At 57.6% G+C, this 15,552-nt stretch carries 13 protein-coding genes; 10 read left to right on the top strand and 3 right to left on the bottom strand.

The window, feature by feature from the left end; translation table 11 throughout:
- Nucleotides 1-38 precede the first annotated feature (38 nt).
- The 8 genes from DW645_RS06435 to DW645_RS06400 all read left to right on the top strand — a co-directional run bounded on the left by DW645_RS06435 (nt 39) and on the right by DW645_RS06400 (nt 8,944).
- Entirely contained in the window at nt 39-1,490 is a 1,452-nt protein-coding gene (locus DW645_RS06435; RefSeq protein WP_118226917.1) for a PTS transporter subunit EIIC, read from the top strand.
- 101 nt (nt 1,491-1,591) lie between these two features.
- The gene (locus DW645_RS06430; RefSeq protein WP_117775933.1) at nt 1,592-3,034 is read left to right on the top strand and encodes a glycoside hydrolase family 32 protein; all 1,443 of its coding nucleotides are present in this window, start codon (nt 1,592-1,594) and stop codon (nt 3,032-3,034) included.
- Between the two features lie 276 nt (nt 3,035-3,310).
- The gene (locus DW645_RS06425; RefSeq protein WP_233502578.1) at nt 3,311-4,165 is read left to right on the top strand and encodes a DegV family protein; all 855 of its coding nucleotides are present in this window, start codon (nt 3,311-3,313) and stop codon (nt 4,163-4,165) included.
- 186 nt (nt 4,166-4,351) lie between these two features.
- Nucleotides 4,352-5,170 (top strand): pyruvate formate-lyase-activating protein, encoded by an 819-nt coding sequence (gene pflA, locus DW645_RS06420; RefSeq protein ID WP_117654955.1) that lies wholly within the window; start codon nt 4,352-4,354, stop codon nt 5,168-5,170.
- Nucleotides 5,171-5,750: 580 nt separating this feature from the next.
- On the top strand, nt 5,751-6,584 hold the full coding sequence (locus tag DW645_RS06415) for a serine hydrolase (RefSeq protein WP_158564499.1): 834 nt from the start codon (nt 5,751-5,753) through the stop codon (nt 6,582-6,584).
- 78 nt (nt 6,585-6,662) lie between these two features.
- The gene (gene mtnN / locus DW645_RS06410; protein WP_233540472.1) at nt 6,663-7,400 is read left to right on the top strand and encodes a 5'-methylthioadenosine/S-adenosylhomocysteine nucleosidase; all 738 of its coding nucleotides are present in this window, start codon (nt 6,663-6,665) and stop codon (nt 7,398-7,400) included.
- 42 nt (nt 7,401-7,442) lie between these two features.
- Nucleotides 7,443-8,033, top strand: coding sequence for a ribosome biogenesis GTP-binding protein YihA/YsxC (yihA, locus tag DW645_RS06405; RefSeq protein WP_055252447.1), 591 nt, complete (start codon nt 7,443-7,445; stop codon nt 8,031-8,033).
- A gap of 278 nt (nt 8,034-8,311) precedes the next feature.
- Entirely contained in the window at nt 8,312-8,944 is a 633-nt protein-coding gene (locus DW645_RS06400) for a helix-turn-helix transcriptional regulator (protein ID WP_117775949.1), read from the top strand.
- A 332-nt stretch (nt 8,945-9,276) separates the two neighbouring features.
- On the opposite strand, the gene DW645_RS06395 is transcribed toward DW645_RS06400, so the two are convergent.
- From DW645_RS06395 to thrC, 3 genes are all read right to left on the bottom strand, one after another.
- Complete coding sequence (locus tag DW645_RS06395; protein WP_117775930.1) at nt 9,277-9,807, bottom strand: DUF5626 family protein; 531 nt, start codon at nt 9,805-9,807, stop codon at nt 9,277-9,279.
- 382 nt (nt 9,808-10,189) lie between these two features.
- Nucleotides 10,190-11,071 carry a homoserine kinase gene (gene thrB / locus DW645_RS06390; RefSeq protein ID WP_117775929.1) on the bottom strand — a complete coding sequence of 294 codons (882 nt, stop codon included), beginning with the start codon at nt 11,069-11,071 and terminating at the stop codon, nt 10,190-10,192.
- A 203-nt stretch (nt 11,072-11,274) separates the two neighbouring features.
- Nucleotides 11,275-12,792, bottom strand: coding sequence for a threonine synthase (gene thrC / locus DW645_RS06385; protein WP_118226913.1), 1,518 nt, complete (start codon nt 12,790-12,792; stop codon nt 11,275-11,277).
- Between the two features lie 104 nt (nt 12,793-12,896).
- Here thrC and DW645_RS06380 point away from each other — a divergent pair, with 104 nt between their 5' ends.
- Together DW645_RS06380 and DW645_RS06375 are read left to right on the top strand one after the other, a co-directional pair.
- Entirely contained in the window at nt 12,897-14,285 is a 1,389-nt protein-coding gene (locus DW645_RS06380) for an aspartate kinase (RefSeq protein ID WP_118226911.1), read from the top strand.
- Nucleotides 14,286-14,458: 173 nt separating this feature from the next.
- Entirely contained in the window at nt 14,459-15,484 is a 1,026-nt protein-coding gene (locus DW645_RS06375; RefSeq protein ID WP_117638260.1) for an aspartate-semialdehyde dehydrogenase, read from the top strand.
- Nucleotides 15,485-15,552: the final 68 nt, after the last annotated feature.

The raw sequence follows: 15,552 nt of genomic DNA, 5'->3' as shown, positions 1-15,552 counted from the left end.
GAACCGTTTTATGATTTAGAAAAGGAATGGAGAGGAACATGGACTACAAGGCAGTGTCCCAGCAAGTCGTCGACAACGTCGGCGGACTGGAGAACATCGAGGGCGCCACGCATTGCGTGACCCGTCTGCGTCTGGTGCTCAAGGATACGAGCAAATACAACAAGGCCGAGCTCGAGAACATCGATGGCGTCAAGGGCGTGCTGTACAACAGCGGCCAGCTCATGATCATCTTCGGCACCGGTACCGTCAACAAGGTTTACGATGAGTTTATGGCTCTGACGGGCGTTAAGGAGATCAGCGCTTCCGAGGTCAAGGGCGCCGAGGCGGACAAGAAGGGCAAGTTCTTCTCGGTCCTCAAGGTATTCTCGGACATCTTTATCCCCATCATTCCCGCCTTCGTCGGCGCTGCAATCATCATCGGCCTTAAGTCGCTGATCGTTGCCAACGGCCTCTTTGGCATGGAGGGCGGCCTCGCCGATCACAGCGAGTTCCTCAAGAACCTCGCAAGCTTCTTTGCCATTATCGCCACCACGTTCGACTACCTGCCTGTCCTGGTTATGTACAGCGCAGTCAAGCGTTTTGGCGGTAACCCGATCCTGGGCATCCTCGTCGGTATCGTCATGGTTCACCCGAGCCTTATGAACCGCAACACGTTCGTTATGGACCCGACGGGTGCTGAGTACTGGAACTTTGGTCCGCTCTCCATTCCCATGGTTGCTTTCCAGGGCGGCGTGTTCCCTGCAATTCTGACCGCCTGGTTTATGGCCAAGGTCGAAAAGATTGCCCAGAAGTACATCCCCGAGGTCGTTTCGTTCGTCTTTGTCCCGACCGTTACCCTGATTCTTGCTAACGTCGCCCTGTTCACCGTGTTCGGCCCGCTCGGTAACCTGATCGGTGACGTCCTCGCCGGCGTAATCGATATCCTGTACAACAGGATGGGCGTCTTTGGTGCCTTTGTCTTCGCCGCGTTCCTGCAGCCGCTCGTCGTTACCGGTACGCATCAGTTCATCCAGGGTATCGAGGCAAACCTTGTTGCCACGACTGGCTTCAACTACATCCAGGCCATCTGGTCGGTTTCCATCATCGCCCAGGGCGGCGGCGCCATCGGTATGTACCTCATTCACAAGAAGCACTCCAAAGAGCGCAACATCTGCATGTCGTCCTTTATCCCGACGCTGGTCGGAATCTCCGAGCCCGCTATCTTTGCTGCAAACATGCGCTATTCGATCATTCCGTTCATCTGCGCATGCATCGGTGCAGGCTGCGGCGGTGCCTTCGTCAAGCTCTTTGAGGTGCGCGCTATCGGTCAGGGTCTGACCGGCGTGCTTGGCCTGCTCATCGTCACGCCCGAGACCCTCGTGTGGTATGTGGCTGGCAATCTCATCGCCTTTATCGTGCCAATCGTCTTGATCTTTGCCTACAACAAGGCAAAGGGCGTGCCGACCACCGATGAAGAGGGCGCTGGCGCTGGCTTCGACGTTAGCTTCTAGTTGAGCCGTTCAGTGTAATCTGAGGATAAGTCCATTTGAGGAAGGGCGTTCGACTCGTGTGAGTCGAGCGTCCTTCCCCATAGACGAGAAAGTCAACGGCGATGTTTAATCAAAAAAATAAGGTGACACGCGCGGACTATGAGCAGTGGCGTGCCGGACAGGATGAGACGGCGGGTCGCATCGCGTCCGACCCCGATAGGCTCCTGTTCCATGTGGAGCCTGAGCTTGGCTGGCTCAACGACCCCAACGGTTTGGTTCAGATTGGTGATACGTATCACATCTATCATCAATACGATCCGTTCGATGCTGCGCATGGCGGTCCAGTGCTTTGGAACCATCTGACGACAAAGGATTTTGTGACGTACGAGAATCGCGGCCCCGCGCTGTTCCCCGATTCCGATTTGGATTCGAACGGAGCGTATTCTGGTTCTGCCTTTGTACGTGATGGCAAGATTCACTACTTCTATACCGGCAACGTCAAGCATTTTGATCGCGATGATTACGACTACGTGTTGACGGGTCGTGAGCAAAACCAGATTCATATGGTTGCGGAGAACCCCGACGAATTGGGCGAGAAGCGCATAGCTGTTGGACCGGTCGATTACCCCGACGATATCGGTACGCACGTGCGCGACCCCAAGATCCTTGAGCACGATGGTATCTACTACATGGTTCTGGGCGCTCGTACGAAAGACGACCGTGGCTGCGTGCTTGTCTATACCTCGCGCAATCTTGAGGACTGGAGCTATGCGACGCGCATTGAGTTGGGCGAGAAGTTTGGCTTTATGTGGGAGTGCCCCGATCTGTTTGAGCTCGATGGCGAGCTTATTCTCGTTTGCTGTCCGCAGGGTGTGCCTGCCGATGGTTGGCGTTACCGCAATCCGCATCAGTGCGTGTGGTTTCCCATCGAGGCCGATTGGGAGGCGCCGAGCTTTAAAATCGTCGGGCAGGGCATGCCCCCGATGGTCGATGCCGGTTTTGATTTCTATGCTCCGCAGTCCTTTGAGGATGCTGCAGGCCGGCGATTGATGATCGGATGGTCGGGTTGCCCCGATGCGACGGCGGAAAACCCGACGGTGGCGCGCGGGTGGCAGTGCGCGTTGACGGTGCCGCGAGAGCTGAGCATGCGCGATGGTAAGCTCTGCCAGCAGCCGGCGCACGAGATTGAGAGGATGCGCGGCGGCTGCGTTCGTGCTGTAGGCGGAGAGACAGTCGAGGAGCCGGGCCGCCTGTTTGATCTTGTGGTTTCCTGTGAGGGCGCCAAGATGGTCGAGCTCGAAATCCGCAAGGGTGTCTTTGTGCGTTATGCGGAGGGGATGCTTACCCTCGATATGGGTAATGAAGGCTATGGGCGAGACCGGAGGTCGATTGAGCTCAGCGAGCTTCGCGACCTGCGCGTGCTTTCGGACACTACGATGGTCGAGATTTTTGCCAACGGCGGCGAGGCAGCACTTACGAGCCGTACCTATTCGCCGGCGGTTTCGGCGATGGGGTTGCATGCCGAGGGTGCGGCGTCGATGGATTTCTACCGCCTCGCGCATTAACCGTGCGTGGAGCACGATTGGACTTGCCGGGCGGAATGTGTCGCAGTTGCCGCAGCGAACTACCGTTTATCGTGTATAGCTACCGTTTGCGGAGTAAGTAACACATTGTTGCAAACCGTGTAGAATCCTAAATAAGCACGGAGTTTTCCAGGGAGACGCTGTCCTTTGTTGTGTGCAAGGGGCGGCGTCTCTTTGGCGCTCTGCCGCCGTTGTGCAACAGTGCGGCGGCGCGTGCCATGTATTGAAAAGCCAATGTCGAGATGGGTCGTGATAATAATGGGCAAGTACGTAATCGTGGTTGAGTCTGGGTCGGATGTGACGCCGGAGCTCTGCGAGCGCTACGGCATCGTGCGCGTGCCCATGCACGTCACAGTTGGTGACGAGACCGTTGAAGATGGTTCAATCGATCCGCTCGAGATTTACTCGCGCTGCAACGAGCTCGGTGTTATGCCTAAGACGAGTGGCTGCGCGCCTGCGGATTTTGCTCACGTGTATGACCGTATCCATGCCGAGCAGCCCGACGCGACTATTCTGCATCTCGCGTATTCCGAGGCCACGACCTGCTCACATCAGTCCTCCAAGATTGCGGCTAAGGGCCGCGACTACGTATTCTCCATGGATACGCGTTTTGTCTCGGTGGGCCAGTCGCTCGTTGCCGTCGAGACCGCCAAATATATCGAGGCTCACCCCGATGCCACCGTCGACGAGATCTTTGCATTTACGAACTCCGTCATGGACCGCGTGCTGCTGGGCTTTGTTCCCACCGATCTGGCCTTTCTTAAGGCGGGCGGTCGTCTGTCCAACGTGGCATTCCTTGGCGCCCACCTGCTCAAGATTAAGCCCTGCATTGAGGTAACGGGCGGTAAGTTCGTGGCAACCAAGAAGTTCCGCGGCTCTATGCTCAAGTGCGCCCGCGCCTTTATCGACCACATGGTTGCGAAGGGCGAGATTGACTACTCGCACATTGGCCTGGCGTATTCGGTAGGCCTTTCCGAGGAGCTGCGCGACGACATGGAAGTCTATGCGCACGACCTGGGCTTTAAGGACGTTACCTGGACTCAGGTCGGCGGCGTCATCTCGAGCCATTGCGGCCCGACCGCCTTTGGCGCGGTGCTCACGCTCAAGGCGTAACGCCTGGCGTCTATCGATTTCTATTGCCTCGGCGGCGGGCGGGTTGCGACAACCTTCCTGCCGCTTTTGCATGGGGCCAAATAGGACAATCCAATTGACCGCTAAACCGTTTCGCCATCAAGCATATAGGCTAGAATGACTCTGGCATTTATGTAGCTAAAACCAATGAGAGGCAAGGTAGCGGGAATGGCTGAGATGACGCTCGAGGGTGTGGACGCTCGTCCTGAGGACTCCGCGTTTGCCCTGGGCCGCGTGCATTCGATTGAGACGATGGGAACGGTCGATGGACCCGGCATCCGCTTTGTGGTGTTTGTTCAGGGCTGCCCCATGCGCTGTGCGTATTGCCACAACCCCGATACCTGGTCGGTTAACGGCGGCACCATGGTGACCGTCGAGCACCTGATGGACGAGTTCCAGAGCAACCATGAGTTTTACCGCAGCGGTGGTATTACAGTGTCCGGCGGTGAGCCGCTCCTGCAGCCCGAGTTTTTGGCCGACCTATTCCGCGCCATGCACAACAACCCCGATGGTCGCGTGCATACCTGCCTTGACAGCTGCGGATATGCGTTTGACCCCAACCACCCCGAGAAGTTCGATGCTGTGCTCAACGAGACCGATATGGTGCTGCTCGACATTAAGCACGCCGATCCCGTCGAGCATAAGAAGCTGACCGGTTGCGATCCCGCACGCATTCTGGCGTTTGGTGATGAGCTCGCGCGTCGCAAGATCAAGGTCGTTATCCGTCACGTGGTGGTGCCGGGCATTACCGACACGGTGGAGGAGTGCGAGGCGCTCGGTCGTCTGATCGCCCCGTGGCATAACGTGGTCGGCCTGGAGATGCTGCCGTATCACACGATGGGCATCGTCAAGTATGAGCAGCTGGGGATTCCCTATAAGCTTGAGGGCGTGCCTCAGATGGATACCGCGCGCATGCCCGAGCTGCGCAACGCAGTCATGACGGGCATGAAAAAGCGCCGTGCGGAACTCAAAAACGCCATCGGCTAGCAGCACTCATTGGGGACAGACTTAAATGAGTGCCCCCGGGCACCTAGTTGATTGCTAAAGAGCCCCGTCAAGTTGCGGTGGAATAGTTCCTGTTTATCGGCTAATACCGCCCAAACAGGAACTATTTCACCGCAACTGCGTTTTGGGCGGAGATGCGCAACAGAATCGGTGTTTTTGCATAGATACGCCTGTATTTTGTTTAGAGACACCTTAAACGCGATTGAATGTCTTCGGTAAGAAATGCCTGCTCGGTATTATGCTGCTCGTATATGAATGGTAGCAGTCAGGAGACCACGTGCGAAAGGGCGCATCGCGGGACGAGTATGTGCCGCAACATGGCAGCAGATATGAGACGAAGGGCACGTCTTCGCGTGGCCTTGCAGACGCTCGCATCCGCGGGGTGAAGATTGCCGCCATTGGGATGCTAACGTTGGCGGTTATTATCCTCGGAATTACCGCCAAAACCTACGCGTCGGAGCGAATGGCGCACCCAGATGCGTCAACGGTACAGATGCAAAACAAAAAGGTCTCTGAATCTAAAGCCACCGCAAGTCAAACCCTGTCGACAGCGAGCCTCAAGATGAGGCTTTCGAAGGCGGACTTTAACGATATTCCCTCAGGCGATACCGTGCAGACCTTCTCACTGGCTGAAGACCAGATCCCCGCCCTGGAGGATGAGAGCCTCGCCGCGCTCCAAGATGCCCTTGATCAGGCCCAGGAATTGGGCGATGTGGGCGTGGTGTTTTACGATCTGTCGAGCGGCAAGGGCGTGACGTATAACGCGGACGCCGAGGTGTACGGTGCGAGCAGTTATAAGGCGCTCTATGTACTCTACATCTGCGAGTCGCTGGTCGAGACGGGCCAGGTCTCACTCGATGATTCTCTTGGCACCTATGGTGGCTACAACATGGGCTGGCAGACGGTGCGCGACCTGATCGAGGCCGCGGTCGTTAATTCGGACAACGATTCGTTTATTGCGTTACGCGCGGCGTTTGACCGTGTCGGTTACGAGAATTGGATTGTCAGTCTTGGCATCGATTGCGATACCGCGCTCGATCCGATGAGTGATTTTCCCACCTATTGCCCGCGCACCTCAGCCAAGCTGTGGCACGAGATGAGCGAGTATTTGAGCTGCGATACCGAAACATCGCAATGGCTGTCGGGCCTTCTGGCCTCCACGACCCGATCGTTTATCCGTGACGGCATTGCGGACGAGCAGGTTCTGGTGCTCAACAAGGCTGGTTGGATCAGCGAGGCAGGTTGCAACGCGACGTGCGATGCGGGTCTCATCGATGTCAACGGCGACACTTACGTTATGAGCATCATGACATCGATGCCATGGAGTGACCATTCGAGTGAGGTTGTAGCCGCCATTGCCAGAGCCCTCTACGATACGCGTGCCGCGCTGGTCTAACGGCTTCGTATTGCGCGGATGAGCCAAAATGCTGGTACCATACCGTGGATAAGCAGTTTCACAGGTTTGGGGGATGGTGTGCCTACCATCGCAATCATCGGTGCGCTCGAAAAAGAGGTTGCGCAGATTAAAGAAGAACTGAACGGCGCTCACATGTCGCAAGAGGCGGGCTTGACCGTTGTAAGCGGTGAGCTTGACGGTTTGACCGTGGTCGCAACGACGGCAGGTATGGGTACCGTTAATGCCGCTGCCGCAACGCAGCATCTCATCAGCAAATATGCTCCGCAGGCCGTTGTGTTCTCGGGCATTGCGGGCGGCCTGAACCCCAAGCTCCACATCAACGACGTGGTTATAGGCGGGTGTCTGCGCTACCTGGATACCGATACGGCGCTCATCGCCGAGTCGGCGCCGGAGCTTGAGGAATTTGCCTCGACACCGGCTCTGGTTGATATTGCAACCGCCGTGCTTGTCGAGCATGGGTTTGTGGACGCATTGTTGGATGCGGAAGTTGCGGAGAAAGACCCCAAACAGTTCCTGAACGGCACCATCGCTACGGGCGACCGCTTTGTGACGGGTGATGCCATGCGCACTGCCGCCATCGAGGCGACGCATGCCGATTGTGTCGAGATGGAAGGTGCGGCAATCGCGCATATTGCAGCCAAGAACGGTGTCGATTGTCTGGTGCTGCGTGCTATCAGCGATAATTGTGATGAAGCGTATGACGCGTTTTGCGAGCGCGAGTTCGATCTGGACGAGTATGCCCGCACGGCGAGTGACATTACGCTCGATATCGTCCGCCGCATTGCCGCTGCGTAATCGTGCATCCATATTGTAAGAACCTACGACCAAGGAGTATCCATGGCCGATTCCATTAACTATCAGCTTGCCAAGTTCGTCGCCAGCTATGGCAAGGTTTCGCAGATTCCCGAGTCCACCTGTCCCGAGGTGAGCTTTGTGGGCCGCTCCAACGTGGGCAAGTCGTCGATTATGAACAAGCTCTTTGGCCGCAAGAACCTGGTCAAGGTTTCGAGTACGCCGGGCAAGACGAGCAACATCAACTTCTTCGAAGCCGATGACGTGCACTTTGTCGACCTGCCGGGCTACGGTTTTGCCCGTCGCTCCAAGGCCGAGCGCGACCGCTGGGCCGAGCTTATCGGCGACTTTTTCGACTCCGAGCGCAGCTTTAACTTGGTCGTCTCGCTGGTGGACATTCGTCACGACCCCAGCAAGCTCGACCACGACATGATTGACTACCTACAGGGCAACGAGTTCAACTTTATCGTCTGCCTCACCAAGGCCGACAAGCTCAGCCGCACCCAGCAGGCCCGTCAGGCAGCGGCCATCAAGAAGCAGCTCAACGTCCCGGCCGAGAACGTGATCATCACAAGCTCCCAGACCGGCACCGGCATCGACGAACTCAAGCGCCGCATCGCCGAGGCCTGCCTCTAATCAGGCTTTAGCTCACCAAAAGCTCCTATCTATATCACCTCAGTGATAGTTATTGGTAAACTATCACTGAGGTGATGTCAATTGGTTCCGAGTACTATCCCAGGCGTTTTGAGCGAGAGCAGAACGCGCGGCGTAAGTACTTGGACACCATAAACGGGTTCGACCCTGAGGGTGTCTACATTAAGGATTTAATGGCGGGGAAGGTTGATTAAATGATCCCAGAGTTAATGGATTGTGGGCCGAGTAGGACATATCCCGTCTGTTATCTCGAGGACGCAATGAACAACCTTGGCGACTGCTTTGACTACGCCGTAAACGACTATGGAGCAGAAGGATCCGAAGTCGCTGAACTCTTTTGTTTGAGCGGCGTGGCTCGTGAGTTTGAACGTGGAAACGCATGGGTCGTATCGGGAAAATCGGGCGTTGAGCTATTCGCGCTTATTGCCGAAAGGTCTGGCTACCAGGCGGGGTCGATGCCAGATCGGACCTATCGATTTGAGAAGACACCGGAATACTGGACGGGCTGGATATTGGCGTATCTGCAGTGGCGTCTAGGGGTTTCTTTTGAAGACCTGTTGCATGTCGTTCCGTTTGATGTGCTGCGCAGCCTGTACTACCCCTGGCACGAAGCCTCGGAAGAACGCGTAGCGCGTCTTGTTTGCGATATGGCGAAGAAAACACCTCGTCAAACCAAACTGGCGCTAGCAAGAAAGAGGCTCAAGAAAACCCAGCAAGACTTGGCATACGAATCGGGCGTATCGCTCCGCTCGATCCAAATGTACGAACAACGCCAGAGAAGCATCAACGAAGCATCGGTAACAACCGTAAGGGATATGGCGAAAGCCCTACACTGCAACATCGAAGACCTCCTAGAGCCAGTCTTCGAATACAAAGAAACCAGCGCAGCCTAACCCAATATATTGCCAAGGTTTGTATCTAGTAAGCGCTCCTTACCAGCAAGAGTCCCTACCAATAGAAAGCGGTTTAAAGGGCCGAAATCGTATGAATGGCATTGCGACTTCCAAATGGGCTGACTGCTGCTTGAAAAGCTATAGAAATAGGGGCCGACTTAACGGCCCCAAGCATCGCATAAATGATGTATACGTTTTATCAACTATTTCTTGTTTTTAAACCATTTGCAGATACGCCAAATAACCACTCCGATGAGAATCAAAACGAGAGCGATTGTAATGTCTGAGTGTGCAGGAATAGGGGTCATCGAACTTCCTCAATTGATGTGAGTCTAGTTTGCATAGGTGTGGAGCGTGCTGCCTTCCATGGTTGCTTGCAACACGGCGATACCGGACGCCATCCCCATCGATTCATAGTTGAGTCGATATGTCGCCTGTTTCGAGTTCCATATAAAGGACTCGTTTGTTACCGTACAGCCGATAGTCGTATAGTTTTGTCCCCAAGCGCTGGTAATGAGCGAGTTCGCAATCTTGATCTTGAATTCGCGATAAATAAAAGGACTGTTGTAATAGATAGTCCAAGTTCCAGAAGCATTGTTGTAGTAACTGTCCCATATCAGGCTGGGCTCATTGGTTTTTTTAATTCCTATTACTGCAACGGTCCCATCCTTAAGCTTGATTTGATGAGACTGCTCGGGACCTTTCGTTAAATCAAAATCTTGGGTTGCGCCAGAAATTGCGACAGCATCGCTTTCTGCAGCATAAGCAGTCGAAGGGCTAAACGAGAAACATATCGGTAATATCAAAAGTATCGAGAGGAAAAACGAAGCTTTGAGTGTGCGTAACACTTTGACCACCTCCATACTGCGATGCCTAGTTAAATAGTAGCATAGATAAACAGTTTATTATGTAACCTAAAAAGCCCCTATCTGCCCAGCGCCCCTTCAAAGCGTGGGTTCCTGTAGACATTCTCAGCAAGGTAAACGCAGGGATGGTCGGGGTGTTCCCCTCAAAATCATTCCGCAGCGCGAAGGCCCCTCGTCCGTAGCTCCGTAGGAGCACAAGATTAAATCAGCGAATGCGATTATCCTGACGAGGCCGCGCAGGTCCCCTTGGGGCTTCCCCTGAAAACAATCCGCAGATCGAATTGCCCCGTCGCGCGAAGCGCACGACGGGGCAATTCATGATCGAGGACGTTTTCAGGGGAAGCCCCAAGGGGACCGGTGAGAGCAATGAAGCAGGGCGCTACAGGTATTCGATCTGGGCGCCTTCCGTGTCGCACGTCAGAATATGCGTGTCACACTTGGGGAACTGCTCACGCAGCTTGACCTGCAGGAACTTTGCCACGATGGTGTCATCAGTTACGGCCATGAGGGTCGAGCCGGAGCCACTGATCCAGATGGTCTTGGCGCCGCCGTTAAGGCAGGTGTCGCGCACGGCGTTGTAGTCGGGGATGAGGCGGCGGCGATAGGGCTCCTGGATGCGGTCGTCATTAGCGGCGGCAATCAGGTCTAGGTCACCAGTCTCCAAACCGCGCGTCATGCCGGCGATGCGGCCCATTTGCCATACGGCGGTGGAGAGCGGAATCTCCTGCGGCACGACCTTGCGCGCCTCGCTCGTATGCACCTCGTAGGGCGGAATCACGGTAATAAAACGCAAGCGATCGCTCACCTCGTAGCGCAGGCACTGGGGCAGCGAGTCGGTCGGCGTAAAGGAGCAGACGGCGCCGCCCAGGATAGCGGGGGCGACGTTATCGGGATGGCCCTCGACCTCGGTGGCGATGCGGACGAGCTCGGCGCGGTCGACGGTGTGGCCTGTCAGCGCGGCGGCCGCCATGATGCCGGCGACGACGCAGGTGGAGCTGGAACCCAGGCCGCGAGCGACGGGCACGTCGGTCTGAATGTCGATAGCGACGGGAAAGGCCGGCTCGCTCCAGGCGGCCAGAGCATCGACAAAGCTCACGTAGACCAGGTTGTTCTCGTTTTGGAACTCTTCGGGGCATCCGGTGATGGTGAGCTTGTCGGCGCGCTCGAAGGTGAAGTGCGAGTAGAGGCTGACGGCCATGCCGAGGGTATCGTAGCCGATGCCTAGGTTGGCGCTCGTTGCTGGGACGGTGATTTTGATCATGTGAGTCCTCCTGGCGTGCCTGGCTGTTTAGTTCGCTGCTCGGGCAGTCCTGCGCAAGACGGAAAGCACATTAAGTGCTTTCCTTTGCGTGCGGAACTCGCGACGAACTAAACAGCCAGGCACGCTGTGCGCGTTCGTCATCATCCCGGGGGTTATCTGATGAAAGAAGGTGCGCCGGCTTTCGCCGGCGCTTAATAAGGGGTTTAGTTAGTAGCCATCTTTTTTGCTGCAGACTCGACGTAGCTTGCCATCTCATCGACGTCGCAGACGTCTTCGAAGCGGACGGGTTTGGATTCGAGTTCGGCGAGCTGGGTCGGGGCGACCGTGTTGGTGGCCTGCTCGAGCACACGCATAGCCTCAAAATCATCCTCGGGAACGTCGAGCCCCAGGGCGTCGCAGCAGGCGCGCGGGAACTTGTAGGGGCTGGCGGTCGAAAGCAGCACGCGGGCCTTGGCGCCCTCGGCGGAAGCGACCTGCTCAAAGACGTGATAGCCGCAAGCGGTGTGCGGGTCGATCACGTAGCCGTTGGCGTCCCAGCAGCTCTTGATGGCAGCGCGGACCTCGTCCTCGCTGGCCCAGCCGCAGCCAAACACGCTCTGGATCTTGGCCAGCAGCTCGGCGGGCACCTCGTAGCGGCCGGTCTGGGCAAGCTGATCCATAAGGCCGGCAACGAGCTCGCAGTCGCCGTCGGACAGGAAGTAGAGCATGCGCTCCAGGTTGGAGCTGATGAGGATGTCCATCGACGGCGAGATGGTCGTGAAGAACGGGCGGTTACGGTCGTAAACGCCGGTGGTCAGGAAGTCGGCAAGCACGTTGTTCTTGTCGCTCGCCACGACGAGCTTGGCGACGGGCAGACCCATGCGCTTGGCGTAGTAGCCGGCCAAGATATCGCCAAAGTTGCCGGTGGGCACGCAGAACTCTACGGCGTCGCCAGCCTCGATAGCGCCGGCGCGTAGCAGTTGCGCATAGGCGGCAAAGTAGTAGACGACCTGCGGCACCAGGCGGCCGACGTTGATGGAGTTGGCGCTCGAAAGCACAGTGCCGGCGGCTTCCAGGCGCTCGGCAAGCTCCTTATCGGCAAAGATGCGCTTGATGGCACTCTGGGCATCGTCGAAGTTGCCGCGGATGCCGCAGACGGCGACGTTATCGCCCTCCTGCGTGGACATCTGCAGATTCTGCACGCGGCTGACCTTGCCCTCGGGATAAAAGACGGTAATGCCCGTGCCCGGGGCGCCGGCAAAGCCGGCGAGTGCGGCCTTGCCCGTGTCGCCTGACGTGGCGGTGACGATCATGATGCGCTCGGCGCCGCCGTCCTTGGCGGAGGTGCGGGCCATAAGGCGGGGGAGCATCTGCAGGGCGACGTCCTTAAAGGCGCTCGTGGGGCCGCCAAAGAGCTCCATCACATAGGTCTGAGGGGCGTCGACGCCCGGTGCGGCGTCGAGTTTGACGAGCGGCGTGACCTCTTCGCTTGCAAATGTGTCGCGGTATGCCTCACTCACACAGGCAGAAATTTCTTCGGCCGTGTAATCATTCAGTAACATTCCCAACACATCTTGAGCGATTTCAAAGTACGATTTATCTGCAAGCGAGCTGATATCGAGCTGCTGGGTGCCCAGCTCGTCCGAGACGAACAAACCCCCGTCGGGAGCGATGCCGGTACGGATTGCCACCTTACTTGAGCACGATAAAGTGCGTCCTCGTGTACTATGATAAGTTCCCATATAACACTGCTCCTCGGATGCCTTGGTCCCAATCGGTGAAACCATGGTATCAGAGCGCGCAAAATAGGTTCGCAGAGGCTTTTTAGAAAGGTAACCTCCAGCCCATGATTAAGATTGCCAAGTTTGGCGGCTCGTCGGTCGCCGACGCCGAACACTTTAAGAAGATCAAGGCCATCGTCGATGCCGATCCGGCCCGCCGTTTTGTGGTGGTTTCTGCCTGCGGTCGCCGTTTTAAGGGCGACACCAAGGTGACCGATCTGCTCTACTTGGTCAACGCGCACGTCAAGTACCACGTGTCGTGCGAGGAGCTGCTCGAGGACATCGGCCAGCGCTATTTTGATATCGCTGACGAGCTGGGGCTCACCTATCCCATCCGCGAAGAGTTTGCGGCCTTTGCCGAGCGTGCTCGCTCCGGTGGCTACTCTACTGAGGAGCTCGTAAGCCGCGGCGAGTACTTTACCGCTCGCCTGATGGCCGAGTACCTGGGCCTGCCGTTCCTGGATGCCGCGACGGTCGTGGCGTTCCATCATGACGGTACGCTCAGCATGAACCGCACCGCCGAGCTGGTGCAGGAGTACGGCCAGCAGGGCGGCTTTGTTATGCCCGGTTTCTACGGCGCGACGCGTGAGGGGCAGATCAAGCTGCTCGACCGTGGCGGCGGCGATATTTCCGGCTCGATTCTGGCCAAGTGCCTGGGCGCCGACCTGTACGAGAACTGGACCGACGTTTCGGGCTTCTATTCTGCCGATCCGCGTATTGTTCCCGAGGCTCAGCCCATTGCGCGCGTTACCTACGAGGAGCTGCGCGAGCTTTCGTACATGGGTGCAAGCGTCCTGCACGAGGAGGCCGTGTTCCCCGTGCGCGAGGCAGGCATTCCGCTGGTCATCAAGAACACCAATGCGCCGCAGGACCCCGGCACCATCATTAGCGAGACGGCTGACGAGGGTGAGGCGGAGCCTATCATTACCGGCGTGACCGGCAAACGCGGTTTTGTCGCCATCAACGTCGCCCGCGACCGCACCAAGCCCCGTGTCGGCTTTATGCGCCGTGCGCTTTCGGTCTTCGAACGCTATGACGTTTCCGTCGAGCACATGCCCACTGGTGTCGACCGCTTTGGCGCCGTGGTGCAGGAGCAGGATGTGCACGATTCGCTGTACTCGCTTGTGGGCGACATCCAGCAGGAGGTCGAGCCGCTCGAGATCGAGGTTGTCGAGGGCCTGGCGCTCATCGCGACCGTCGGTCGTAACCTGCGCGGTCGTGCAGGTATCTCGGGCCATCTGTTTGGCATGCTCGGCCAGGCCGGCGTGAGCGTGCGCATGATTTCGCAGAGCTGTGACGAGATCAACATCATTATCGGTGTCGAGGAGAAGGACTTCGACCTGGCGATCCAGACCATTTACCGTGCCTTCTCCGACGAAAACGGCATTGTGAAGGTCTCCGATCTGGAGGCTCCTGCGCCGGTCGATCCCGCCCCGGCCGCGCTCCACAAGTAGCTGCTATCCCAGTAGATTTTTGGGACTTGCCTCAAAAACTACGGCGGGGCGTTTCGTTTCGGTTTCGTTTCGACGGGGCGGGTTTCGTGCCCGCCCTGTTCTTGTATACACTGGCAACAATAATCGGCCTGCTCGGCGTGCGGGCAAAAGCCACAGCCTTTAAAGGGGGAAGCATGAAACAGTACACGGTTGCTATTTTGGGCGCGACGGGAGCCGTGGGCACCCAGATGCTCGAGTGCCTCAACGAGCAGGAGTTTCCGGTCGGCAAGCTCAAGCTGCTAGCGAGCGCGCGCTCTGCGGGCAAGACCGTCGAGTTCCGCGGCGAGCAGGTTGTGATTGAGGAGGCTTGCCCCGAGGCCTTTGAGGGCTGCGACATCGTGCTCGGCGCCGCCGGCGACGATATTGCGAAGGAGCTACTGCCCGAGGCCGTCAAGCGCGGCGCCGTCGTGGTCGACAACAGCCACGCCTTCCGCATGGATCCCGAGGTGCCGCTGGTCGTACCCGAGATCAATGCTGACGACATCAAGTGGCATCACGGCCTTATCGCTAACCCCAACTGCGCGACTATCATCGGCCTGGTTCCCACCTGGCCGCTGCACCAGCTTGCCGGCGTGAAGCGTATGATCGTGTCCACGTATCAGGCGGCTTCGGGTGCCGGCGCTCCCGGCATGGCCGAGCTTGAGGCTCAGCTGGCCGCCCTGGGCCGTGGCGAGGAGATTCCCGAGCCGTGCGCATTTGCCGCCCAGCTCGCGAGCAACCTGATTCCGCAGATTGGCGGCGTCAAGGAGGAGGGCTTTACCTCCGAGGAGATGAAACTGCAGAACGAGGGCCGCAAAATCATGCATCTGCCCGAGCTGCGCGTGAATTGCACCTGCGTGCGCGTGCCGGTGCTGCGCTCGCACTCCGAGAGCATTACGCTCGAGTTTGAGCGCGATATTACGGTCGAGGAGGCCCGTGCTGCGCTGGCTGCCGCTCCCGGCGTCAAGCTGGTTGACGACATGAGTGCCGAGGATGCGCACGATCGCTTCCCCATGCCGATGGACACCTCCGACCAGGACCTGATTTGGGTCGGTCGCGTACGCCGCGACATCTCGAACCCCGAGGCCGCACGTGGCATCACCTTCTGGTGCTGCGGCGACCAAATCCGTAAGGGCGCGGCAACCAACGCCGTCCAGATCGCTAAGCTGCTCTGCGAGTAGCGGTGGACCTGTCCGGCGGGGGCCGGGCTTAGTTTTCAGAACACTCCGCAGACCAGTGTGGCGCCTTG

Source organism: Collinsella sp. AM23-17, from assembly GCF_003470945.1.
Classification (GTDB): Bacteria; Actinomycetota; Coriobacteriia; order Coriobacteriales; family Coriobacteriaceae; genus Collinsella; species Collinsella aerofaciens_O.
This window is presented reverse-complemented; position numbering and strand designations above follow the sequence as displayed.

What these genes read in the sequence shown, in the direction of transcription:
- DW645_RS06435 (WP_118226917.1), top strand. Translation starts at nt 39, where the DNA reads ATGGACTACAAGGCAGTGTCCCAGCAAGTCGTCGACAACGTCGGCGGA.
- DW645_RS06430 (WP_117775933.1), top strand. Translation starts at nt 1,592, where the DNA reads ATGTTTAATCAAAAAAATAAGGTGACACGCGCGGACTATGAGCAGTGG.
- DW645_RS06425 (WP_233502578.1), top strand. Translation starts at nt 3,311, where the DNA reads ATGGGCAAGTACGTAATCGTGGTTGAGTCTGGGTCGGATGTGACGCCG.
- pflA (WP_117654955.1), top strand. Translation starts at nt 4,352, where the DNA reads ATGGCTGAGATGACGCTCGAGGGTGTGGACGCTCGTCCTGAGGACTCC.
- DW645_RS06415 (WP_158564499.1), top strand. Translation starts at nt 5,751, where the DNA reads ATGAGGCTTTCGAAGGCGGACTTTAACGATATTCCCTCAGGCGATACC.
- yihA (WP_055252447.1), top strand. Translation starts at nt 7,443, where the DNA reads ATGGCCGATTCCATTAACTATCAGCTTGCCAAGTTCGTCGCCAGCTAT.
- DW645_RS06400 (WP_117775949.1), top strand. Translation starts at nt 8,312, where the DNA reads ATGAACAACCTTGGCGACTGCTTTGACTACGCCGTAAACGACTATGGA.
- DW645_RS06395 (WP_117775930.1), bottom strand. Translation starts at nt 9,807, where the DNA reads ATGGAGGTGGTCAAAGTGTTACGCACACTCAAAGCTTCGTTTTTCCTC.
- thrB (WP_117775929.1), bottom strand. Translation starts at nt 11,071, where the DNA reads ATGATCAAAATCACCGTCCCAGCAACGAGCGCCAACCTAGGCATCGGC.
- thrC (WP_118226913.1), bottom strand. Translation starts at nt 12,792, where the DNA reads ATGGGAACTTATCATAGTACACGAGGACGCACTTTATCGTGCTCAAGT.
- DW645_RS06380 (WP_118226911.1), top strand. Translation starts at nt 12,897, where the DNA reads ATGATTAAGATTGCCAAGTTTGGCGGCTCGTCGGTCGCCGACGCCGAA.
- DW645_RS06375 (WP_117638260.1), top strand. Translation starts at nt 14,459, where the DNA reads ATGAAACAGTACACGGTTGCTATTTTGGGCGCGACGGGAGCCGTGGGC.